This window comes from Cellulosimicrobium sp. E-16 (genome assembly GCF_049913115.1).
GTDB lineage: Bacteria > Actinomycetota > Actinomycetes > Actinomycetales > Cellulomonadaceae > Cellulosimicrobium.
Genome location: NZ_CP183974.1, coordinates 782,771 through 803,817 on the forward strand (window position 1 = coordinate 782,771; position 21,047 = coordinate 803,817).

Here is a 21,047-nt window from a genome sequence, read left to right on the forward strand (position 1 = left end):
TCACTGCTTCCCGGTCTCGGCCTGGATCTTCGTCACGAGGCCCTCGTCGCCGAAGAACTTGTCGTTCGTGGCCGACCAGCCGCCGAAGTCGTCCGCGATGGTGAGGAGCGTCGGGACGGCCGGGAACGGGTCGCTCGGGTCGTTGGCGCCCTCGACCTCGAAGTCGACGTCGTCCCCGGTCAGGGGGCGGAAGCCCACGTGCGCGAACGCCTCCTGGCCCTCGGGCGTGAGGACGAAGTCGAGGTAGCTCTGCGCCTTGGGGTCGGCGTCGACCGTCACCGCGGCCGGGTTCTCGATGAGGAGCGTCTGGTCGGGGACCACGTAGTCGAACGTCTCGCCGTTCTGGCGCGCGAGGATCGCCTCGTTCTCGTAGGACAGCAGGACGTCGCCCGTGCCGGACGTGAACGCCGTGGTGGCGTCGCGGCCGCTGCCCGGGAGCGCGACGGCGTTGGTGAAGAACTTCCGCAGGTACTCGGTCGCGTCCTCCTCCGAGCCGCCGTTCGCGATGACGCTGCCCCACCCGGCGAGGATGTTCCAGCGGGCCGAGCCCGACGAGCCGGGGTTCGGGGTGACGATCTCGACGCCGGGCTGGACGATGTCCTCCCAGCTCTGGATGTTCTTCGGGTTGCCCTCGCGCACGACGAGCACGACGACGGACTGGCTGACGATGCCCTTGTTGTCGCCCGCGTTCCAGTCCTCGGCGACGAGGCCCGCGTCGACGAGGCGCGTGACGTCGCCCTCGAGCGAGAAGTGCACGTAGTCGGCCTCCAGGCCGTCGGCGACGGCGCGGCTCTGGTCGCCGGAGGCGCCGTACGACGTCTCCCACGTGACGCCCTGGCCGTCCTCCGTCTCGCCCCACAGCTCCTGCGCGGCGTCGTTGCCCGCCTTGGGCACGGCGAACCCGACGAGGGAGAGCGTGGTGGGATCCGCGGTGGAGTCTCCCGAGGCGTCGCCCCCGCCGGACCCGTCGACGGCGGTCGGCGCGCAGGCGGTGAGGACCAGGGCGGTGGCTGCCGCGGCAGCCGCGAGGGTGATCGTCGTCCGGAGGCGTCGCATGGTGTCGTCCTTCGTCGGGGTCCCGGGGGCCGGGAGCGGGTGGTCGAGCAGGGGGCGGAGCAGGGTGGAGCGGGTGATCGATCGGTCGATCGAGCGTCGTGGCCGGGCAGACGGCGTGATACTGGACTGCCGCGATCGGGTAAGTCGAGATTCAAGCGCGGCGTTCCCACGCAGCGAAACCCCTGACCGACAGGTGGGACGACGTAACGCCATCGTGAACGCCCGCCGTGCCCCACCCGCGGGCGCGCGCTCCGGCCCGCCGTCCGCATGACCTCGCGCTTCGGTCCGGACGCGCCTGCTGTGGGACACTGAGGTACGTGGCCCCCCGCGGAGATGGACTTCTCAACCACGACCTCATGCCCGGCGAGAAAGGCCCCCAGGACGCCTGTGGCGTCTTCGGTGTCTGGGCGCCCGGCGAGGAGGTCGCCAAGCTCGCCTACTTCGGGCTGTACGCGTTGCAGCACCGAGGCCAGGAGTCGGCCGGCATCGCCACCAGCAACGGTGAGCAGATCCTGGTCTACAAGGACATGGGACTCGTCTCCCAGGTGTTCGACGAGACGGCGCTCAACGCCCTGACGGGGCACATCGCCGTCGGGCACTGCCGGTACTCGACCACGGGCGGCGTGACGTGGGAGAACGCGCAGCCGACGCTCGGTGCCACCGCCTCCGGGACCGTCGCGCTCGGGCACAACGGCAACCTCACCAACTCCGCGGAGCTCGTCAACCTCGTCGCGGAGCGCTACGGCAGCCAGCGCCGCGGCGAGCTGGCCCGCGGCAACACCACGGACACGGCGCTCGTCACCGCGCTCCTGGCCGGCGACGCCGACCACACGCTCGAGGCCACGGCGCTCGAGGTGCTCCCGCGCCTGCGCGGCGCCTTCTCGCTCGTCTTCATGGACGAGCGCACCCTCTACGCCGCGCGCGACCCGCAGGGCGTGCGCCCGCTCGTCCTCGGCCGCCTCGAGCGTGGCTGGGTCGTGGCGAGCGAGACGCCGGCGCTCGACATCGTCGGAGCGTCGTTCGTGCGCGAGGTCGAGCCGGGCGAGCTCATCGCGATCGACGCGGACGGCCTGCGCTCCCAGCGCTTCGCGCCCACCGAGCGCGCGGGCTGCGTCTTCGAGTACGTCTACCTCGCGCGCCCCGACACGTCGATCAACGGCCGCTCGGTGCACGCCGCCCGCGTCGAGATGGGCCGCCAGCTCGCGCGCGAGCACTCCGTCGAGGCCGACCTGGTCATCCCCGTCCCCGAGTCCGGTACGCCCGCCGCGGTGGGCTATGCCGCCGAGTCGGGCATCCCGTTCGGCCAGGGGCTGACCAAGAACGCCTACGTCGGACGCACGTTCATCCAGCCGTCGGACACGCTGCGCCAGCTCGGCATCCGGCTCAAGCTCAACCCGTTGCGCGACGTCATCCGGGGCAAGCGCCTCGTCGTCGTCGACGACTCGATCGTGCGCGGCAACACGCAGCGCGCGCTCATCCGCATGCTGCGCGAGGCCGGGGCGGCCGAGGTGCACGTGCGCATCAGCTCGCCACCCGTGAAGTGGCCGTGCTTCTACGGCATCGACTTCGCCTCCCGCGCCGAGCTCATCGCCAACGGCCTCTCGCCCGACGAGATCGGGCAGTCGCTCGGCGCCGACAGCCTGGGCTACATCTCGACCGAGGGCATGATCGCGGCGACCGAGCAGCCGTCGTCCCAGCTCTGCACCGCGTGCTTCACCGGGAAGTACCCCATCGAGCTGCCGCCGGACGACCAGCTCGGCAAGCACCTCCTCGAGCAGGCCGAGCTCCCGCTCGGCGCGCCCGAGGACGGGCTGCGCAGCCTGTCGGTGACCGCCGGCGCCGCCGGCGCGCTCCAGCACCCGTGAGCTCACGCCGCATCCGAACCCGAGACCACCAGCACCACCGGCGCGTGCGCCGCGAGACCTCCTTGGAGCCGACACCGTGACTGCCGACTCGCCCCAGACGGGCCTCACCTACGCCGCCGCGGGCGTCGACACCGAGGCCGGTGACAAGGCCGTCGAGCTCATGAAGGACGCCGTGCGCCGCACCCACGGGCCGCAGGTACTCGGTGGCGTGGGCGGTTTCGCGGGGCTCTACGACTTCTCCGAGGTCGCGACGTACCGCCGCCCCCTGCTCGCGACGTCGACCGACGGCGTGGGCACCAAGGTCGCGATCGCCCAGGCCCTCGACGTCCACGACACGATCGGGTTCGACCTCGTCGGCATGGTCGTGGACGACATCGTCGTGGTGGGCGCCAAGCCGCTGTTCATGACGGACTACATCGCGTGCGGCAAGGTCGTGCCGGAGCGCATCGCGGGCATCGTCCGCGGCATCGCCGCGGCGTGCGAGGTCGCCGGCACGGCGCTCGTGGGCGGCGAGACGGCTGAGCACCCGGGTCTGCTCGGCGAGGACGAGTACGACGTCGCCGGTGCTGCTACGGGGGTCGTCGAGGCCGACCGGCTGCTGGGCCCGGACCGCGTGCGCGAGGGCGACGTGCTCGTCGCCATGGCCTCGTCGGGCCTGCACTCGAACGGGTACTCGCTCGTGCGCGCCGTCCTCAAGCACGCCGGCTGGGGCCTCGAGCGCCACGTGGACGAGCTGGGTCGCACGGTCGGCGAGGAGCTCCTCGAGCCCACGCGGGTGTACGCGAGCGACTGCCTCGCGCTGGCCGCGGACGACGCCGCGCAGGTCCACGCCTTCACGCACGTCACCGGCGGCGGCCTCGCCGCCAACCTCGCGCGCGTCCTGCCCGCCGGGCTCGTCGGCGTCGTGGACCGCGCGAGCTGGGACGTGCCGCCGGTCTTCCGCCTCGTGCGCGAGCTGGGCGGCGTGCCGCGCGGCGACCTCGAGAACACGCTCAACCTCGGCGTCGGCATGGTCGCGGTGGTCGGTGCCGACGGCGTCGACGCCGCGCTCGCGCGCTGCGCCGCGCTCGGTGTCCCCGCGTGGGTGCTCGGCACGGTCGAGGCCTTCGACCCGACGGCGGTCTCCGACGTCGCCGACGGTGACCTCGTCGCGGGCACCAAGGGCGTCCAGGCGGGCGCCGTGCGCCTCGTCGGCGACTACCGCGCCTGACCTTCGATGTCCCCGGGCGGGGTGGCATCTGCCGACCCGCTCGGGGGAGGGACGCTCCCGCGGTCGGGCGCACGACGTCCGTGCACGACGACGGCCACGGTGCGGAGGCCTCGGAGCGAGCGAGGTCACGGCGGGCCGGTGCGCGAGGGTGCTCGGGTCACGAACGACGACCGCGCCGTCGCCTACCGGGAGCAGACGACGGCGCAGTCGAGGTCAAGACGCTTCCGCGGCAGACCGCGGCGATGAAAGGTGGTCGACGACCGTCAGCGGTCGTCGGACCAGTCGTTGTAGCGCTGGTCGTAGCGCTCGAGGTCGTCCGACGACTCGGCGCCGAAGCGCGAGTCCGTCACGACATCCGTGTGGCTGTGACCGGTGAGCTCTTGCTCGAGCGCACTGTAGTTCGTCTCGGGGCTGTAGTACTTCAGCGCGCGAGCGACCTTGGTCTGCTTTGCCTTCTGACGGCCGCGGCCCATGGCTCCGACCCCCTCAACGTAGAAGCGGGGCGGCTACGTACTCAGACGTGCGGCCCCGGGGTGTAGTTTCGTCTGTTCAGGGTCCAACGGTACATGCTCAGGGCCTATTCCATCCACTCAGAAGACCGTGACGGGCCGTGGACGTGCCTACCGTCACACAGTCTCCACGAGCGGGGGAGCCGTCCTGTGCAGCGCGAGGCGCGGCGCGTGGCCGAGGGGCCCGGCCCGCACCGCTCGTAAGCCGCACGAGCGCCTATCCGGCCGATCCGACCATAGGCGGCCTAATTCACCCGTCCGTCAAGTCGCCCGAAATCCGCATGCTGCGACAATGGAGGGTACTGGCGTCGTGCTGTCGTCGTGATCCGGGGTATCTGCCGGACCAGCGCGTACCAGGAGGAGGTGTCGTGATGTCCATGCACGGAGAGTCCGAGGTTCTGCTCACGCCCGCCGAGGTCGCCAGCCTGTTCCGCGTCGACCCCAAGACGGTCACCCGCTGGGCGAAGGCGGGCAAGCTCTCGTCGATCCGTACGCTCGGGGGGCACCGCCGCTACCGCGAGTCCGAGGTCCGAGCGCTGCTCGGTGCCGCCAGCGAGCCCGCGGAGGGCACCGACAAGTCCTGAGCCGACCGCGCGCCGCGCCGCCGGCACGGCCGGCGCGTCGGATCGGCAGGCAGGAAGAACGCTCCGGCGAGCACGCACCGGGGCGAGCGCTCGTCGAAGACTACGAGCGCCAGCGCAGGATCGCCGCCGTGACGAGCGCGACGCCGGCCACCACAGCACCCAGCAGCAGCTTGACGTTGCGCGACCGGTCGGGGTCCTCCTCGGGCAACCCGCTTCCGGTGAGGAACGCACCCGTGTCCGTGGCCGCCTGCTTCGCCTGCTGAGCCGCCGCCTTCGCCTGCACACGGGGGTCCAGACGGGTCGTGAGCTCGTCGATCGTCCCCGCGAGCTCGGCGCGCGTGCGCGCGATCTCGTCCTCGAGCTGGGACTGGGACAGCGGGGGCACCGGGGCCCCGTCGGTTCCGCTCACGGGCGCAGTCCTTCCTTGATGGTGGCCACGTCTTCCTTGATGCTGTCGACCGCTCCGGTCGGGGTCGGTGGGACGCCGCGCTGGAGCTGCTTGACACCGACGAACGCGAGCGTACCGGCGACGAGCACGAGGACGAGGCCGACGATCAGCGCGGCGAGCCACAGCGGCATCACGGTCGCGAGACCCTCCATCGCCGAGTGGAGGAGGAAGCCGAGGCCGTAGAGGACGAGCACCCCTCCCACGACGAGCATGCCGATGCCGATGCCGGCGTGCTTGGCCTTCGTCGTGAGCTCGGCCTTCGCGAGCGCGATCTCGGAGCGGACGAGGCGGGTCGCCTGCTCGGACAGCCGCTCGACGAGCTGCCCGACCGTCGGCTTCTGCTCCTCGGGCGGGATGCGCCCGTCGATCCAGTCGCTCATCTCTCCGCCTTTCCGCAGGTGACCCCACCACTCAACCGGCACCCGAGGCGGCGCGCAACTTCCCGCGGGCCCGTGCCGGACGCGGAGGGGCGGTCGTGCGACGTCGTCGCAGAGATGCAGAAGACCCCCGCCCGGATCCCGGACGGGGGTCTCTTCGGTGGCTCCGACCGGCGTCGATCCGGTGACCTTTCGATTTTCAGTCGAACGCTCTACCAACTGAGCTACAGAGCCATGGGGGAAGAGCCCGGCCGGCCGATGCCGACCGGGCTCTTCGCCTCACGCGACCCTGACGGGACTTGAACCCGCGACCTCCGCCGTGACAGGGCGGCGCGCTAACCAACTGCGCTACAGGGCCTTGCTGTTCTTCGCGAGACACACCTTAACACCAGAGGACCCGGTGGTTTTCACCAGTGAACCTGGTGGTGTGGTGGCCCGCTTTCGAACCGAGAGGATCGTACCGTACCGATGAGCCGATCCGTAAATCCGCTGGTGGCCGCCGGTCCCGCTGCGATCTCGCGTACCCCCAACGGGATTCGAACCCGTGCTACCGCCGTGAAAGGGCGGGGTCCTAGGCCGCTAGACGATGGGGGCTCAGGAACGTGCGCCAGTGTACAGCGGCGGGGCCGTGGCTTCCCGGTCGGCGTCGTGGCCGGCGCGGTGCTGCGCCCGCTGCCGGGCCGGTGCTGCTGCCGGTGCCGTGGCGGGGGAGGATGGTCGCGTGGTGGAGATGACGCGGGCCGAGTTCGAGGACGCCGTGCGGGACGGGCTCGACCTCGTCCCCCAGGACCTCGCGGCGCAGATGGACAACGTCGTGGTGCTCGTCGAGGACGACGCGCCCGCGGACGACCCCGAGCTCCTGGGGCTCTACGAGGGCGTCCCCCTCACCGAGCGGGACCACATGTGGGCGGCGGGCGCACTGCCCGACCGCATCACGATCTTCCGCAACCCGACGCTCGCGATCTGCGACACGCGCGAGGACGTGGTCGAGGAGGTGGCGGTGACGGTCGTCCACGAGATCGCGCACCACTTCGGCATCGACGACGACCGGTTGCACGAGCTCGGCTGGGACTGAGCCCGGGCGGCGCGCGGGTGCCGCTCGCTACGATCGGGTGGTGACGACGAGCGCCGCGAGCGATCCCCGGCACGACGGCGCGCACGACCACGAGGCCGTCGCGCGCCTGCTCCACGCGCTCGCCGACCCGAGCCGGCTCGCGATCGTGCACCTGCTCACCGGCGCCGAGCGGCGCGTCGTCGACCTCACGCGCGAGCTCGGGCTCGCGCAGTCGACGGTCTCCGCGCACCTGACGACCCTGCGCGAGGTGGGCGTGGTCGCCGTCCGGCGCGAGGGGCGCTCGTCCTGGTACCGGCTCGTGCGGCCGGAGGTGGCGCACCTGCTCGCCGACGCGGAGCACGTCGCGCTCGCTCCCTGACCCGCGCGGTGGCGCGCCCTGCGGCGCAGCCGGTCTGGCATTCATCGTCGTTCACCGATATCATCGTCAATGAGCGATGAATGGAGGGGTCATGGGAGCCGGGCACGACCACGGCGCGGGGGGTGCCGCGCCCGACCACCGCGCGCGGCTCGCGGTCGCCTTCGGGATCACCGCGACGATCCTCGTCGCGCAGGCCGTCGGAGCCGTCCTCACGGGGAGCCTCGCGCTCCTCACGGACACGGCGCACATGCTCACCGACGCGACGGGGCTGGCCGTGGCGCTCGTCGCCGCGTCGCTCGTGCTCCGGCCGGCGACCAAGCGCCGCACCTGGGGCTTTCGCCGCGTCGAGGTGCTCGCGGCCCTCGCGCAGGCGGCGCTCCTCCTCGCGGTCGGCGCGTACGCCGTCGTCGAGGGTGTCCGACGGCTGTTCTCGCCGCCGGACGTGCCCTCGTCGGAGCTCCTCGTCTTCGGGATCGTCGGCCTCGTCGGCAACGTCGTCGCGATCGCCGTCCTCGCGTCCGGGCGCCGCGCGAACCTCAACCTGCGCGCGGCGTTCCTGGAGGTCGTCAACGACGCCCTGGGGTCGGTCGGGGTGATCGTGGCAGCCGTCGTCATCGCGACGACCGGGTACCAGCAGGCGGACGCGATCGCCGGCCTGTTCATCGCGCTCCTCATCGTCCCCCGTGCCTTCCGCCTCCTGCGCGAGGCGACGGCCGTGCTCATGGAGTTCACGCCGAAGGGCCTGGACCTCGACGACGTCCGGGCGCACATCCTCTCGCTCGACCACGTCGAGGACGTGCACGACCTCCACGCCTCGACCGTCGCGACCGGCCTGCCGACCATCTCGGCGCACGTCGTGGTCGACGACGCGTGCTTCCGGGACGGGCACGCGCTCGAGATCACCGAGCGGGTCCGCGCGTGCGTCGCGCACCACTTCCCCGTCTCGGTCGAGCACTCGACGTTCCAGCTCGAGACGGCCGCACTGCGCGACCGCGAGGCGCACGGCCACGCCTGAGGGCGCGGCGCGACGCGCCGAGCCCGGTGATGGCCCCGAGCTCGCCGTCCGAGCCCGGCGACAACGCCGGGTTCGACGCCGCGGGGGTGGTGCTCGGTCCCACTAGGGTGGGCCTCATGACGATCCTCGTGACCGGCGGAGCCGGGTACATCGGCGCGCACGTGGTGCGCCTTCTCCAGGAGCGCGGCGAGAAGGTGGTCGTGGTCGACGACCTCAGCACCGGTCGCCCGGACCGTGTCGGCGACGCGACGCTCGTCGAGGTCGACGTCGCGGCCCCCGAGGCCGTGGACGTGCTGACGCGCGCCCTCACCGAGCACGACGTGCGCGCGGTGATCCACTTCGCGGCGCGCAAGCAGGTGGGGGAGTCGGTCGAGAAGCCGGCCTGGTACTACCAGCAGAACGTCGGCGGTTTCACGAACCTCGTCACCGCGATGCAGGCGGCCGGCGTGGACCGGCTGGTCTTCTCCTCGTCCGCGGCGACGTACGGCATGCCGTCGGTCTCCCTCGTCGAGGAGAAGCTGCATGCCGAGCCGATCAACCCCTACGGCGAGACCAAGCTCGTCGGCGAGTGGCTCGGTCGCGCGGCCGGCCGGGCGTGGGGCCTGCGGTTCGTCGCGCTGCGCTACTTCAACGTGGCCGGCGCCGGCTGGCCGGAGCTCGGCGACGCCGCCGTGCTCAACCTCGTCCCCATGGTGCTCGACCGCCTGGAGCGCGGCGAGCAGCCCAAGATCTTCGGTGACGACTACCCGACGCCGGACGGCACGTGCGTCCGCGACTACATCCACGTCCTGGACCTCGCGCACGCGCACCTCGCGGCGCTCGGGTACCTCGACGTCGACGAGCGCCCGTTCGACGTGTTCAACGTCGGGACCGGGCAGGGGTCCTCGGTGCGCGAGGTGATCGACGAGATCGGGCGCGTCAGCGGGCTCGACGTCACACCAGAGGTCCTGCCGCGGCGTGCGGGCGACCCGCCGCAGCTCGTCGGCGACCCGCGACGGATCAACGAGCTCTTCGGCTGGACGGCGACGAACGGCCTGCCCGAGATCATCGCGTCGGCCTGGGAGGCCTGGCAGGCAGGCCCGCGTCGCATCGAGGTCGGGGCCGCCGGCGACGCGGAGGGCGCCCCCGAGGTGTGAGTTTCCGCGTCCCGTGGCACCCTTATTGCTCAGCATGCTGAGGAATGTCCGGGGAGGTGCCCCGGCGACGGGAGACGGGACGACGACGTGGGCGACGAGAACGACCCGGCACGGCTGTACGACCTGACCGCAGCGCGCACGAGCCGGGTCGTGCTCGCGTCCTACTCGACGTCGTTCGGGCTGGGAGCGCGCCTGCTCGACGCGCCGACGCGCGACGGGATCGACGCCGTCTACGGCCTCGTCCGCATCGCCGACGAGGTCGTCGACACGCGGCGTGGGGACGGCGCCGCCGACCTCCTCGACGAGCTCGAGGCCGAGACGGCGAAGGCGCTCGAGCGCGGATGGTCGACGAACCTCGTCGTGCACTCGTTCGCTCGCGCGGCGCGGCGCTGCGGCTTCGGTCGCGCCGAGGTCGACCCTTTCTTCGCGTCGATGCGGACCGACCTCACCGTGCGCGTGCACGACCGCGAGAGCTACGAGCGGTACGTCTACGGCTCGGCGGAGGTCGTCGGCCTCATGTGCCTCGCGGTCTTCCTCAACGCGCGCCGCCGCCCGGGCGAGCCGCTCCGGGTTCCCGACCCCGTGCTCGTGCGGGGCGCGCGGGCGCTCGGCGCGGCGTTCCAGAAGATCAACTTCCTGCGCGACCTGCGCACCGACCACGACGAGCTGGGTCGGGCGTACCTGCCCGGCGTCGTCCCGGGCCGGCTGCGGCGGCGCGACGTCGAGGCGTTCTGCCGCGAGGTCGAGGAGGACCTCGCCGCGGCGCGGGCGGCGCTCCCGGGACTTCCCGTGCGGCCGCGGATCGCCGTCGCCGCGACGGTCGCGGTCTACGAGCGGCTCCTCGCGCGCCTCGCGGCGACGCCGCCCGAGGACATCCTGCGCGCGCGCGTGCGCGTTCCGGACACCGTCAAGGTCGCGCTCGCGGCCCGCGCCGCCGGCGGTCAGCTCCTCGGCCAGGTGGCGTCCGGCCGGTCCTCGCGCCCGCGGAAGGTGCTCGCGTGAGGGCACCGCGCGTCGTCGTCGTCGGGGGCGGGATCTCGGGTCTCGCGACCGCGGCGCTGCTCGCGCGCGGAGGCGCGCGCGTCACGCTGCTGGAGCGCCACGAGACCCTCGGTGGCCGGGCCGGCACGCTCGAGCTCGACGGCTTCCGCTTCGACACCGGCCCGTCCTGGTACTTCATGCCGGAGGTGTTCGACCACTTCTTCGAGCTCCTCGGCACGCGGGTCGAGGACCACCTCGACCTGGTTCCCCTCGACCCGGCCTACCGCGTCTTCTTCGAGCCCGACGGCACCGACGCCGCGTCGACGTTCGAGCTCTCGGCGAGCCCGGGCGTGAACCGGTCCCGGTTCGACGCGGTCGAGCCCGGCGCCGGCGGACGCCTCGCGGCGTACGCCGCGGACGCGAGCGAGGCGTACGGGCTCGCGCTCGACCACTTCCTGTACACCACGTTCGAGCGCCCCGTCCGGGCGCTCTCGCCCGCGGTCCTGCGACGGCTGCCTCGCCTCGCCGCGCTGCTGCGCGAGTCGCTCGCGGACCGCGCGGCGCGCGCCGTCGAGGACCCCCGGCTGCGCCAGCTCCTGGGGTACCACGCCGTCTTCCTGGGCTCGTCGCCCTACCGGGCCCCGGCGCTCTACTCCCTCATGAGCCACCTCGATCTCGTCGACGGCGTCCAGTACCCCCGCGGCGGGATGTACACGCTCATCGAGGCCGTCGCGCGGCTCGCGCGCGGCGAGGGTGCGGAGCTGCGCACCGGGGCCGACGTCGCGGGCATCGAGGTCGCCGGAGGGGAAGGGCGACGCGGGCGCGTCACCGGCGTCCGCCTCGCCTCGGGCGAGCTCGTGGAGGCGGACGTCGTCGTGTCGGCCGCGGACCGGCACCACACCGAGACCGCGCTCCTGGACCCCGTATGGGCCGACCTGCCCGCCCCGGCGTGGGAGGACAGGGGGCCGGGCATCTCCGCCCTGCTCGTGCTCGCCGGCGTCCGGGGGGAGCTGCCCGAGCTCGCGCACCACTCCCTCTTCTTCACGCGCGACTGGCCCGCGAACTTCGACGCCGTGCTCGGCACCGACCGCCGCAGCGACCCGCGCGGCCTGCGCGTGCCCGACCCCGCCTCGCTCTACGTGTCGCGCACGTCCGCGACCGACGGGCCGTCGTCGGGCACGCCCGCCGCCCCACCCGGGCACGAGAACCTCTTCCTCCTCGTCCCGTTCCCCGCCGACCCGACGCTCGGCGCCGACGCCCCGTCGCAGCGCACGCTCGACGCGCTCGCGGACCGCTACCTCGCGCAGGTCGGCCGATGGGCCGGGATCGAGGATCTCCCGGGGCGGGTGGTCACGCGGCGCGTGCTCGGGCCCGCCCACTTCTCGACCGAGCTCTCCTCGTGGCGCGGGGGCGCGCTCGGCATGGAGCACACGCTGCGGCAGTCCGCGCTGTGGCGGCCGGGCAACGTCTCCCGCCGTGTCGACGGGCTGTACCACGCGGGAGGTGGCACGATCCCGGGCGTGGGACTGCCGATGTGCCTCATCAGCGCCGAGCTCGTCGCGAAGCGGCTGCTCGGAGAGACGTCGTCGCGCCCGTTGCCCGCGCCGCTGCGACCCGGGTTCCTCGCGGCGAGCCGGAGGCCGGAGCGTCTGCGACCCGCGGGGAGCCGGCCGGTCGAGGTCCGCCGGTGACGGGTCTGGTCTACCTCGGGGCGCTCGCGGTCTCGCTCGGGGGCCTCGCGGTGCTCGACCGGCGCTTCCGCCTCGCGTTCTGGGCGGACCGGCGCCGCGCCGCGCTCACGGTGGGGCTGGGCGTCGTCGGGTTCCTCCTCTGGGACGTCGCGGGCCTCGTGCTCGGCATCTTCGCCCGTGGGGAGAGCCCCTGGATGACGGGGCTCCTGCTCGCGCCCGACCTCCCGGTGGAGGAGGCGGTCTTCCTGACGCTCCTGTGCTACAACGCGCTGCTCGTCTGGCGCGGTGCCGAGCGCGTGCTCGCCGCGCGCCGGGCCCGGACGGAGGGCGACGCGTGACGAACATCGTGCTCAACGCGATCGTCCTGGTGGTCCTCGTCGTCGTGTCCTGGCGCGTGCTGCGACGCCTGCGACCGGGTCCGCTCGTGTGGACCGCCGTCGTGATGTGCGTGCTCACGCTCGTGTTCGACACGCTCATGATCGCCGCCGACCTCTACGTCTACGACCCGGACAAGATCCTCGGCGTGTACCTCTGGGGCGCTCCGCTCGAGGACTTCGCCTACGCGCTCGCGGCGGCGCTGGGCATGCCGGTGCTGTGGACGGCGCTCGGGGCGCGCGGCCGCGACCGCGCCGCCGACGACCGCGCCGCCCCCGGCCGGGCCTCCGACGGACGCGCGGACGAGGACGCCCGGTGAAGGACGTGCTGGCCGCGTCGCGGCCCTTCTCGTGGATCAACACCGCCTACCCGTTCGCCGCGGGCTACCTCGTCGCGACCGGCGGCCGGGTCGACCTCGCGCTCGTCGTCGGGACGCTGTACTTCCTCGTGCCGTACAACCTGCTCATGTACGGCGTGAACGACGTGTTCGACTACGCCAGCGACCTGCGCAACCCGCGCAAGGGAGGGATCGAGGGCGCGCTCGCCGACCCTGCGACCGCGCGCGCGACCCACCGGCGCATCCTGCGCGCGTGCGTGGCGACGAACGTGCCGTTCCTCGTCGCCCTGGTGCTCCTGGGCGACCCGCTCGCCGCCGTCGTCCTCGCGCTCGTCGTGTTCGGCGTCGTCGCCTACTCCGCCCCGGGCCTGCGGTTCAAGGAGCGCCCGTTCCTCGACTCGTTCACGTCCGCGATGCACTTCGCCGGGCCGCTGCTCTACGCGCTCGTCCTCGTGGACGCCGACCTTTCCGCGCGCTCGGTGTGGCCCGTGCTCGTCGGCTTCGTCCTGTGGGGCATGGCGTCGCACGCGTTCGGTGCGGTGCAGGACGTGCGCGCGGACCGCGAGGGCGGCATTGCGTCCGTCGCGACGGCGGTCGGCGCGCACGCGACCGTCGTCGGCGCTGCAGCGGCGTACGTGGCCGCCGCGGTGGTCCTCGCCGTCCTGCCGTGGCCCGGCGTCCTCGCCGCCCTGCTGCCGCTCCCGTACGCCGCTAACGTGCTGCGGTTCCGCGACGTGCACGACGACGACTGCGAGCGCGCGAACGCCGGGTGGCGCACGTTCCTGTGGCTCAACCTCGTCACGGGCTTCCTCGTGACGATGCTGCTCATCGTGACCGCGCTCGCCTGACCGCCGGGCTCGACCGGGCGGGGGTGCGGCGTCGGGTGCTCCCCGGGGACGACGACGGCCCCGACCCGCGTGGTCGTCGCGGTGCCGGGGCCGTGGTCGGGGGAGCGGGAACCTCAGGAGAGGTCGCCGTACTCCCAGTGCCAGGGCTCGTTCTTCGAGCCGCCGGCGCGGGCCCACTCGGGGTTGTCCCAGCCGTAGGCCGGCGCGTTGGCGCGCATCCACTCGTACTGCGCGGTGCCGTAGCCCTGGATGCCGCCGCCGAGGTCGAGCGCGAGCGCCCAGCCGTGGTTCGACATGCCGGGGGGCGCCGCGAAGTAGCCGCGCGACGCCTTGACGGCGACCTGCGAGGCGTAGGAGCGGTAGGAGTCCGTCACGGAGAGGTTCACGCCGAACGCCTCGCGGAACTTCTCGTTGAGCGCCTCGATCTGGTGCGCCGCGTCGCAGCGGAGCTGCTCACCGGGCGCGAACGACAGCTCGCACAGGGCGCTCGCGGGGATCTGCCCGTTGCCGTAGCCCGCCGTGGAGGCCGCCCACTTGTCGAGCTGTGCGGCGATCTCCGCGGCCGACGGCGGTCCGGGCACGACCTCGACGGTCACGCCCGAGCCGGCCGCGTCGAGCAGCGTCGACAGCTCAGTGGTCAGGGAGGCGATCTCCTCGGAGGTCGGCGCGCCGGTGGGGGACGCTCCGGTGGCCGGCGCGGCCGCAGCGTCGTCGGTGGAGCCGGTCGCGAGGTCGGGCGACGCGGTGGCCGTGTCGGCGGCCGCGGCATCCTCCTCGGGCGACTCGGTCGCGGTCTCGGCGGACGCGGAGGCGTCAGGAGCGGTGTCGTCGGGGTTCGCCGCGCCCTCGGCCGACAGGGACGCCGCCTGCTCGTCGGACGCCGCCGCGAGGTCGGGCAGGTCCGCGTCGAGCCCGGGCGTCGCGGCGGCAAGCTCTCCGAGCGAGGTGCGCGCCGAGGTGCGGCTCGCGCGGTCGCTGCCGCGCGCGTCGAGCGTGGGCACGCTCTCGGCGAGGACGTCCACCGCGGAGAGGGAGTCGTCCACCTCGGCGTCGTCCTGCTCGTCGGGCGTGGCGCTCGACGCGCCGTCGGGGTCCGCGGGCCGCGCCCCGACCGAGACGGCCGGGAGGCCGGAGAAGCTGGGCGTCTGCTCGGCGGAGGACACCTCGGTGACGGCCTCGCTGAGGCGCGTGCGGGCGTCCTCGATCTGGGCGACCTGCTCGGGGGTGAGCCCTGCGGCGCCCTCCCCGGTGAGGAACTGGGCGCGCTGGAGCGCGTCGCCCGCCGCCTCGACCGTCTCCGGGTCTGCGGCGACGGTACCGATCGTGGCGGACGCGGGCGTGGCGCTCGCGGTGGTCACGCCGGAGGTCGGGGTCGCGTCCGCCGTGGTGCCGGTCCCGGCGGTGGACGGCGTGGCGCCGCTCCCGAAGGCCGCCGCGGCGGTGCTCGCCGTGAGCGCGACGGCCGCCACGGCGGCGCCGGTCCCGAGCGTGCGGCGGCGGGGAGCGACGCGGGCAGCGCCGTGCGCGCCGCGGCGCGCGGCGGAGGCGAGGGCGGCGGTGAGCGAGGCCCGGCTCGCGGTGTGGCGGCCCATCTAGCGCGCCTCGCAGCCGGCGGCGGGTCGCGCGCCGATCGTGCTGGTTGTGGTGCGGGCGGTCGTGCGGTGCTGTGCAGTGGTCAAGCGAACGATCCGATCATCGGGCCGTGGTCGCGGGCGGTCGAGCGCGGAAGCGCTCCCATCCCTGGTGCACCTGCGCAGGACGGAGCGCTGGGTGACCACGACGGCGTGCGGTCGGGGCGGGACGCACGCGCCCTCTCACCACGACGCCGGCAGGCCTGGTCGCAAGGGGGACCCGGGAGGCCTGTCGGCTGTTCCATCTTCAACTAGACATGTGTCCAGCGGGGTGCCGTGACGGGGGGAAGCCTCGCGAATGAGGTGCCGACCGTGTGGTCAGGATGTGAAGAGGGTACGTGTCACGCGTCCTGCGTCCCGCGTGACCGCCGACCCGACGAGGGTGCCGAGCGCGATCCCGAACACGGCGACGACCGCGTTCGCGATCTCCTGGGCCGCTTCCGGGCCGCCGTTCACCAGGTCGGAGAGCCCCAGGAGACTGAGCGCCCCGGGCACGAGGAGCCAGAACGCCGGGAGGGTCGTGACGGCGGCGGGCGGCCCGTGCGGCGTCCGCTCCACGAGCGCGGCGAGCGGCGCGATGACGAGGGCGCCCACGAACCCCGCGAGCGGCGCCGCGGCGAGCGCCCCGACGAGCTGGGCCGCGTACGCGCCGAGCAGGACGAGCAGCACCCAGGGGAGCGAGCCGCGCGGCGACGAGGCGAAGTACATCTGCCCGAGCCCCACCGCGAGGATCCCCACCCACGGCGCCCACCACCCGAGCTGGTCCGCGGCCGGGGCGGCGACGAGCGGGCCCGCCACCGCGGCTCCTGCGACGACCCCGAACACGAGCAGCAGGAGCTGGGCGACCCCGTAGACGAGCCGGCTCGCGCCGGCGACGATCTGGTTGCTCGTCAGCTCGATCGCGGCGACAGTGAGCACCGAGCCGGGCAGGAACGACACGAGCGGCGGCACGAGCACGCTGAGCGGGTCGTCGCCGAGCCAGGGGTGGACGACGTCCACCGCGAGGAGCGTCACGACGAACGCCGCGACGACGGGCAGGGCTGTCGCGAGCGTCGGCCACCGGGTCCCGAGCCAGCGCAGGGCGCCCACGAGGATCCCGAGCACGAGGTAGACCGGCAGGAGCCGGGCGGTCGGGTTGAGCACGAGGCCGAACCCGACCGTGAGCAGCCCGTGGCCCACGATCGTCAGCACCGCACCGAAGCGCGGTGGGCGCCCGACGATCGCGCGCAGCTCGGCCCGGGCGTCGGCGAGCGGGACGTCGGTCGTGCGCAGGCGCCGCACGAGGGTCGTGAGTGCTCCGATCTGGTCGAGGTTGAGGCCGCTCGCGGCGGCGGCCGCGAAGTCGGCGACCGTGCCGCCCGCCGTGCTGACCCGGACGAAGACGCCCGTCGGGAGGACGAGCGTGCCCACGGTCGACGCGCCCGAGCGCCGCGCGACGGCCTCCAGGTCGTCCTCGACGTCGGTCACGGAGCGCCCGGAGTCGAGCAGCGCGGTCCCGAGCTCGCGCAGGAGGGGGACGAGGTCCGGCGACACCTCGGGCGGCTCGGGATCGACGGCGGGCGGCGGCTCGTCGCCCAGCGCGCGCAGCACGCGTCGCACGACGGACGGGGCGCGGCGCACGTCGTCGAGCCAGCTCGCCCTCCGGCGGCGGGTCAGGGCGGGTCCTCGGTGCTCACGGCGACGAGCGCGAGCAGCGCCCGCGCGTAGGCGTCGGCGGCGCCCGCCGCGGCGAACGTGGCGAGGTCGTCGAGCAATGCGGTGCGGACGACGAACCCGCCCGTCGTCCGCTCGAGGCTCCGGAACGTGCCGCCGAGCAGCTCGCGGAGCTGGCTCTCGAGCGGGTGCCACAGCGCGTCCTCGAGCGCGACGGAGTCGAGCGCCCACTCGGTCGTCCCGTTGAAACCGAGCACGACGCCGGTGTCGAACTCGTGCGGCTCGATGGTCATGTCGCTCACGGTGAAGACGTCGCCGTCGCCGCCCTCGGCGAGGAGCCGGAAGCGGTCGCCCGGCGCCGGGGACCACCGCACGCCCGCGTCGCGCAGGGCGAGCGCGAGCTCCCACGAGATCATGCCTGCCACGGTAGGCCCGGGCCGCCCGGCCCGCGCGTCGGCCGTCGTCCCGACCTGCGGGACGATCCGTCCCGCGACCCGCGCACGTTCACGGCCCGGAAGCACGTGCCACGTTCACTCGTCCCATGACCCACGACGTCCCCGGGGAAGCGCGGACCGGCGGCGACTGCGCCGGTGCCGTGCCCCCGACCCCGCCCGACCGCCCCGACCGCCGTCAGTCCGTCACCGCCACCGCCACCCCCACGGCCACCGCCACCCCCACGGCCACCGCCACCCCCACGGCCACCGCCACCCCCACGGGGAGCGGGCCCGTGACCGTCGCGATCGAGCGGCGGGTCCTGCCCGAGAACGTCCCTGCGGTCACGCGCTGGGTGCAGAACGGCGTGAACCTCGCCAACCGCTACCCGGGGTTCCTCGGCTCGGGCTGGGTGCGCGCGTCCGCGGGGTCGCACGACTGGCACATGCTCTACCGGTTCGCGGACGCCGCGACGCTCGACGCGTGGGAGACGTCGCCGGACCGGGTGCGCTGGCTCGCGCAGGGCCGGGACCTCGTCGAGGAGACGCGGGTCGAGCGCCGCACGGGCATCGAGGGCTGGTTCGACGCCCCGACGTCGACCGCGCCGCCGGCGAGCGCGACGGTCGCCGCGGCGCCGCCGCGCTGGAAGCAGTCGGTGAGCATCTGGCTCGGGTTCTTCCCGGTGAACCTCGCGTTCACGCTGCTCGTCGGGAGCCTGGTCCCGGCCTGGGACGCCGTGCCGGTCGTCCCGCGAGTCCTCGCCACGACGCTCGTCCTCACGCCCGTCATGACGTACCTGGTGCTGCCGCGCGTGACGCGGCTGCTCGCCCCGTGGCTCGCCCGGCCGCCGCGCTCGGGGTCGCGTCGCTCGCGTCCCGCGGCCCGGAGGTGACCACCCGGCCCCCTGCCTAGCCTGGGGGGATGGACACCGAGATCGAGAGCACGACCGACGTCCTCGTCACCCTCGGTGCGGTCGCGGCGGGCGTCCTGCTGGCGTTCGTCCTGGGGACGGTGATCTCCGCGGTGGTCCGCCGGGCGGGCCGGCGCAGCGAGCTGGCCCGCGACCTCTCGCGACGGCTGCGCCGACCGGACCGGGCGGTGCTCACCGTCGTCGCGGTGTGGATCGCGGTCCGGCTGACGACGGACGCGTCCACACCGTGGCGCCCCGCGGTCGAGCACCTCCTGCTCATCGCGCTCATCGTCGTCGGCGCGTGGTGGGTGGGCGCCATCGCGTTCGTGCTCGAGGACTCCGCGCTCCAGCGCTACCGCATGGACACCGCGGACAACCGGCACGCGCGCCGCGTCCGCACCCAGATCACGGTGCTGCGCCGGCTGACCGTGGCGGTGATCGTCGTGTGCGCGGTCGCGGGCATCCTGCTCACCTTCCCGGCGGCCCGAGCGGCCGGCGCGAGCCTGCTGGCGTCCGCGGGACTCATCTCGATCGTCGCGGGCCTCGCGGCCCAGACGTCGCTCGCGAACGTGTTCGCGGGCATGCAGATCGCGTTCACGGACGCGATCCGCGTGGACGACGTCGTGGTGCTCGAGGGCGAGTGGGGCCGGATCGAGGAGATCACCATGACCTACGTCGTGGTGCACCTCTGGGACGACCGCCGCCTCATCATGCCGTCGACGTACTTCACGACGACGCCGTTCCAGAACTGGACCCGGCGCGCGGCCGACCTGCTGGGGACGGTCGAGCTCGACCTCGACTTCGAGGTGCCGGTGGGCCCGATGCGGGCCGAGCTGCGGCGCCTCCTCGCGCTCACCGACCTGTGGGACGAGCGCGTGGGCATCCTCCAGGTGACCGACGCCGTCGGGGGCCTCGTGCGGGTGCGCGCGCTCGTGAGCGCGCACGACGCGCCCACCTTGTTCGACCTGCGGTGCTTCGTGCGCGAAGGGCTGGTCGACTGGCTGCAACGTGCGGCCCCGCAGGGGCTGCCCCGCACGCGCCTCGAGCGGGCGGTCGACGCCCTGGAGGTCGGCGGGCCCGACGAGCGGGAGGGCTCGGGGGCTCCCGGGCCGGACGGCGCGGAGGCGCCCGGCGGCCTCGACCGCGACTCCGCGGACGACGGCGGGCCCGTCGCACCCGCGCGACCGCCCCGGCTCCCCGCCGAGCGCGGCTCGCGCCGCGCCGACGCACCCGTCGTCCTCGGGACGATCCGGCGCGCGGGCCAGGGCGCCGGGGCCGCGCCGAGCGAGGACCCGACGCGGCTCGTGGGCGTGGTCCCCGGCCCCGCCGGCGGCCCGGGCCGTCCCGGCGGCGCGGGCGACGGGAGCCCCGCCGACGCCGAGGCGTCGGGCGGCACCCGGCCACTTCCCGTCGTCGGGCCCGACGCCCACGACGACGCCACGCCCGAGGCTGCCGAGTCCGCCTTCTTCAGCGGCACGCCCGAGGGCGAGGAGCGCTCGCGGGCGTTCGCCGGCCCCGGCCAGGACGTCATCGACGAGCGGGAGCGCACGGCCGAGCACGGGGTCGTGCCCGACGACGAGCCGGGGAGCTCGGGCACGTCGGGCTCGGGAGGCGAGCGGCAGGCCGACGTCCCCGAGGACGGCGACCACGGGGACGGCGACCACGGCGACGGCCGACCACGCGGCTGACTGCCGGGAGCGCCGTGCCCCGTCGGGGACCGGGCGCTCGGCCGAGGGGCGTCGCACTCAGCCGAGTCCCGGGACCTCGACCGTCGCGTCGGCGTAGGGCGCGACGAGGAGCGTCGCGGTCGCCCAGCCGCGCGTGAGGAGCCCGGTGTCGGAGTCGGGCTCGGAGTGACGCTCCGTCCCGGAGTACTGGAGCACGAGGTGCCGGTCGCCGTCCTCGTGGATGTTCGCCTGCACGAGCCCGAACGTGGCGAGGGGCGCCTGCCGCAACCCCCGCAGCCGGTCGGGCGGGACGTCGGGGACGTTGACGTTGAGCGTGCGCCGGTCGAGCGGGACGTCGCGCGAGGCGTCCCCGTCCATCCAGGCGAGCACGTGGTCGGTGACCAGGCGCGCGGTGTCCCAGTGCTGGGGTTCCGCCGCGTCGACCGAGACGGCGAGCGACCGGATCCCGTGCGTCATCGCCGACAGCGCCGCGCCGACGGTCCCCGAGTGCAGGATCGCGTTGCCGGTGTTGGCGCCCTTGTTCGCCCCCGAGAGCACGAGGTCCGGGCGCGCGCCGAACCCGCCGTACGCGGCGACGAACGCGATGAGCGCGGGGGCGGCGCGGACCGCGTAGGAGGTCACGTCGTCGGGCAGGCCCGGTGCCCGGCGCGGCTCGACGGCGAGCCGGCCGTCGCGCTCGGCGCCGAGCAGGGACGCGCTCGCGCCGGAGGACTCGCGGGCGGGCGCGGCGACGACGACCTCGTAGCCGGCGTCGAGCGCGGCTCCGGCGAGGACCGCCAGTCCGGGGGAGTCGATCCCGTCGTCGTTGGTCACGAGGGCGCGCACGGTGGTTCTCCTCTTCGTCAGGGTCCGGTCGGGACTCTCGGGG

22 protein-coding genes and 3 tRNA genes are annotated in these 21,047 nt (G+C 74.1%); 14 read left to right on the top strand and 11 right to left on the bottom strand.

Annotated features, from left to right (window positions below):
- Positions 1 to 1,056, bottom strand: a complete 1,056-nt coding sequence (locus ACN9MS_RS03450; RefSeq protein WP_426310741.1) for a sulfate ABC transporter substrate-binding protein — start codon at positions 1,054 to 1,056, stop codon at positions 1 to 3.
- A gap of 317 nt (positions 1,057 to 1,373) precedes the next feature.
- Here ACN9MS_RS03450 and purF point away from each other — a divergent pair, with 317 nt between their 5' ends.
- Entirely contained in the window at positions 1,374 to 2,921 is a 1,548-nt protein-coding gene (gene purF, locus ACN9MS_RS03455) for an amidophosphoribosyltransferase (RefSeq protein ID WP_426310742.1), read from the top strand.
- Positions 2,922 to 2,997: 76 nt separating this feature from the next.
- Complete coding sequence (gene purM, locus ACN9MS_RS03460) at positions 2,998 to 4,131, top strand: phosphoribosylformylglycinamidine cyclo-ligase (protein ID WP_426310743.1); 1,134 nt, start codon at positions 2,998 to 3,000, stop codon at positions 4,129 to 4,131.
- Between the two features lie 263 nt (positions 4,132 to 4,394).
- Here the strand turns inward: purM and ACN9MS_RS03465 are convergent, their stop codons facing one another.
- Positions 4,395 to 4,604 (bottom strand): DUF3073 domain-containing protein, encoded by a 210-nt coding sequence (locus ACN9MS_RS03465; protein ID WP_047231363.1) that lies wholly within the window; start codon positions 4,602 to 4,604, stop codon positions 4,395 to 4,397.
- A 407-nt stretch (positions 4,605 to 5,011) separates the two neighbouring features.
- On the opposite strand from ACN9MS_RS03465, the gene ACN9MS_RS03470 reads away from it, so the two are divergent.
- On the top strand, positions 5,012 to 5,224 hold the full coding sequence (locus tag ACN9MS_RS03470; protein WP_024839011.1) for a BldC family transcriptional regulator: 213 nt from the start codon (positions 5,012 to 5,014) through the stop codon (positions 5,222 to 5,224).
- Between the two features lie 100 nt (positions 5,225 to 5,324).
- Here the strand turns inward: ACN9MS_RS03470 and ACN9MS_RS03475 are convergent, their stop codons facing one another.
- The 5 genes from ACN9MS_RS03475 to ACN9MS_RS03495 all read right to left on the bottom strand — a co-directional run bounded on the left by ACN9MS_RS03475 (position 5,325) and on the right by ACN9MS_RS03495 (position 6,643).
- Positions 5,325 to 5,633, bottom strand: coding sequence for a DUF3618 domain-containing protein (locus ACN9MS_RS03475; protein WP_426310744.1), 309 nt, complete (start codon positions 5,631 to 5,633; stop codon positions 5,325 to 5,327).
- Positions 5,630 to 6,052: a phage holin family protein gene (locus ACN9MS_RS03480; protein ID WP_378230966.1), complete on the bottom strand. Its 423-nt coding sequence runs from the start codon at positions 6,050 to 6,052 to the stop codon at positions 5,630 to 5,632. The genes ACN9MS_RS03475 and ACN9MS_RS03480 overlap by 4 nt, the downstream gene beginning before the upstream one ends.
- A gap of 158 nt (positions 6,053 to 6,210) precedes the next feature.
- Positions 6,211 to 6,283, bottom strand: a tRNA-Phe gene (locus tag ACN9MS_RS03485).
- A 50-nt stretch (positions 6,284 to 6,333) separates the two neighbouring features.
- A tRNA-Asp gene (locus ACN9MS_RS03490) sits at positions 6,334 to 6,407 on the bottom strand.
- 163 nt (positions 6,408 to 6,570) lie between these two features.
- Positions 6,571 to 6,643: transfer RNA gene (locus tag ACN9MS_RS03495), tRNA-Glu, on the bottom strand.
- 136 nt (positions 6,644 to 6,779) lie between these two features.
- Between ACN9MS_RS03495 and ACN9MS_RS03500 the strand changes: the two genes are divergently transcribed.
- The 9 genes from ACN9MS_RS03500 (at position 6,780) to ACN9MS_RS03540 (ending at position 13,865) form a co-directional block, all read left to right on the top strand.
- The gene (locus tag ACN9MS_RS03500; protein WP_426311811.1) at positions 6,780 to 7,124 is read left to right on the top strand and encodes a metallopeptidase family protein; all 345 of its coding nucleotides are present in this window, start codon (positions 6,780 to 6,782) and stop codon (positions 7,122 to 7,124) included.
- A 40-nt stretch (positions 7,125 to 7,164) separates the two neighbouring features.
- Complete coding sequence (locus ACN9MS_RS03505; RefSeq protein WP_064315011.1) at positions 7,165 to 7,482, top strand: ArsR/SmtB family transcription factor; 318 nt, start codon at positions 7,165 to 7,167, stop codon at positions 7,480 to 7,482.
- Positions 7,483 to 7,573: 91 nt separating this feature from the next.
- Entirely contained in the window at positions 7,574 to 8,497 is a 924-nt protein-coding gene (locus ACN9MS_RS03510) for a cation diffusion facilitator family transporter (protein WP_426310745.1), read from the top strand.
- Between the two features lie 116 nt (positions 8,498 to 8,613).
- On the top strand, positions 8,614 to 9,633 hold the full coding sequence (galE, locus tag ACN9MS_RS03515; RefSeq protein ID WP_426311812.1) for a UDP-glucose 4-epimerase GalE: 1,020 nt from the start codon (positions 8,614 to 8,616) through the stop codon (positions 9,631 to 9,633).
- Between the two features lie 87 nt (positions 9,634 to 9,720).
- The gene (locus tag ACN9MS_RS03520) at positions 9,721 to 10,635 is read left to right on the top strand and encodes a phytoene/squalene synthase family protein (protein ID WP_426310746.1); all 915 of its coding nucleotides are present in this window, start codon (positions 9,721 to 9,723) and stop codon (positions 10,633 to 10,635) included.
- Positions 10,632 to 12,305 (top strand): phytoene desaturase family protein, encoded by a 1,674-nt coding sequence (crtI, locus tag ACN9MS_RS03525; RefSeq protein WP_426310747.1) that lies wholly within the window; start codon positions 10,632 to 10,634, stop codon positions 12,303 to 12,305. Before ACN9MS_RS03520 ends, crtI begins: the two co-directional genes overlap by 4 nt.
- Positions 12,302 to 12,643 carry a lycopene cyclase domain-containing protein gene (locus tag ACN9MS_RS03530; protein ID WP_426310748.1) on the top strand — a complete coding sequence of 114 codons (342 nt, stop codon included), beginning with the start codon at positions 12,302 to 12,304 and terminating at the stop codon, positions 12,641 to 12,643. The genes crtI and ACN9MS_RS03530 overlap by 4 nt, the downstream gene beginning before the upstream one ends.
- The gene (locus ACN9MS_RS03535; protein ID WP_426310749.1) at positions 12,640 to 12,999 is read left to right on the top strand and encodes a lycopene cyclase domain-containing protein; all 360 of its coding nucleotides are present in this window, start codon (positions 12,640 to 12,642) and stop codon (positions 12,997 to 12,999) included. Before ACN9MS_RS03530 ends, ACN9MS_RS03535 begins: the two co-directional genes overlap by 4 nt.
- Complete coding sequence (locus tag ACN9MS_RS03540) at positions 12,996 to 13,865, top strand: prenyltransferase (protein ID WP_426310750.1); 870 nt, start codon at positions 12,996 to 12,998, stop codon at positions 13,863 to 13,865. The genes ACN9MS_RS03535 and ACN9MS_RS03540 overlap by 4 nt, the downstream gene beginning before the upstream one ends.
- Positions 13,866 to 13,978: 113 nt before the next feature.
- Here the strand turns inward: ACN9MS_RS03540 and ACN9MS_RS03545 are convergent, their stop codons facing one another.
- From ACN9MS_RS03545 to ACN9MS_RS03555, 3 genes are all read right to left on the bottom strand, one after another.
- Entirely contained in the window at positions 13,979 to 15,457 is a 1,479-nt protein-coding gene (locus tag ACN9MS_RS03545; protein ID WP_426310751.1) for a D-alanyl-D-alanine carboxypeptidase family protein, read from the bottom strand.
- Between the two features lie 357 nt (positions 15,458 to 15,814).
- Positions 15,815 to 17,116: a threonine/serine ThrE exporter family protein gene (locus ACN9MS_RS03550; RefSeq protein WP_426310752.1), complete on the bottom strand. Its 1,302-nt coding sequence runs from the start codon at positions 17,114 to 17,116 to the stop codon at positions 15,815 to 15,817.
- Between the two features lie 32 nt (positions 17,117 to 17,148).
- The gene (locus tag ACN9MS_RS03555) at positions 17,149 to 17,565 is read right to left on the bottom strand and encodes a pilus assembly protein CpaE (RefSeq protein WP_426310753.1); all 417 of its coding nucleotides are present in this window, start codon (positions 17,563 to 17,565) and stop codon (positions 17,149 to 17,151) included.
- Positions 17,566 to 17,876: 311 nt separating this feature from the next.
- Here ACN9MS_RS03555 and ACN9MS_RS03560 point away from each other — a divergent pair, with 311 nt between their 5' ends.
- Together ACN9MS_RS03560 and ACN9MS_RS03565 are read left to right on the top strand one after the other, a co-directional pair.
- On the top strand, positions 17,877 to 18,473 hold the full coding sequence (locus ACN9MS_RS03560; RefSeq protein WP_426311813.1) for an antibiotic biosynthesis monooxygenase: 597 nt from the start codon (positions 17,877 to 17,879) through the stop codon (positions 18,471 to 18,473).
- Between the two features lie 29 nt (positions 18,474 to 18,502).
- The gene (locus ACN9MS_RS03565) at positions 18,503 to 20,179 is read left to right on the top strand and encodes a mechanosensitive ion channel domain-containing protein (protein ID WP_426310754.1); all 1,677 of its coding nucleotides are present in this window, start codon (positions 18,503 to 18,505) and stop codon (positions 20,177 to 20,179) included.
- A gap of 57 nt (positions 20,180 to 20,236) precedes the next feature.
- Here the strand turns inward: ACN9MS_RS03565 and surE are convergent, their stop codons facing one another.
- Positions 20,237 to 21,004, bottom strand: a complete 768-nt coding sequence (gene surE, locus ACN9MS_RS03570; protein WP_426310755.1) for a 5'/3'-nucleotidase SurE — start codon at positions 21,002 to 21,004, stop codon at positions 20,237 to 20,239.
- Positions 21,005 to 21,047 lie beyond the last annotated feature (43 nt).

Bases quoted from the DNA above. Each gene is read 5' to 3' on its own strand.
- ACN9MS_RS03450 (WP_426310741.1), bottom strand. From the start codon at position 1,056: ATGCGACGCCTCCGGACGACGATCACCCTCGCGGCTGCCGCGGCAGCC.
- ACN9MS_RS03465 (WP_047231363.1), bottom strand. From the start codon at position 4,604: ATGGGCCGCGGCCGTCAGAAGGCAAAGCAGACCAAGGTCGCTCGCGCG.
- ACN9MS_RS03470 (WP_024839011.1), top strand. From the start codon at position 5,012: ATGTCCATGCACGGAGAGTCCGAGGTTCTGCTCACGCCCGCCGAGGTC.
- ACN9MS_RS03480 (WP_378230966.1), bottom strand. From the start codon at position 6,052: ATGAGCGACTGGATCGACGGGCGCATCCCGCCCGAGGAGCAGAAGCCG.
- ACN9MS_RS03500 (WP_426311811.1), top strand. From the start codon at position 6,780: ATGACGCGGGCCGAGTTCGAGGACGCCGTGCGGGACGGGCTCGACCTC.
- ACN9MS_RS03510 (WP_426310745.1), top strand. From the start codon at position 7,574: ATGGGAGCCGGGCACGACCACGGCGCGGGGGGTGCCGCGCCCGACCAC.
- galE (WP_426311812.1), top strand. From the start codon at position 8,614: ATGACGATCCTCGTGACCGGCGGAGCCGGGTACATCGGCGCGCACGTG.
- ACN9MS_RS03545 (WP_426310751.1), bottom strand. From the start codon at position 15,457: ATGGGCCGCCACACCGCGAGCCGGGCCTCGCTCACCGCCGCCCTCGCC.
- ACN9MS_RS03555 (WP_426310753.1), bottom strand. From the start codon at position 17,565: ATGATCTCGTGGGAGCTCGCGCTCGCCCTGCGCGACGCGGGCGTGCGG.
- ACN9MS_RS03565 (WP_426310754.1), top strand. From the start codon at position 18,503: ATGGACACCGAGATCGAGAGCACGACCGACGTCCTCGTCACCCTCGGT.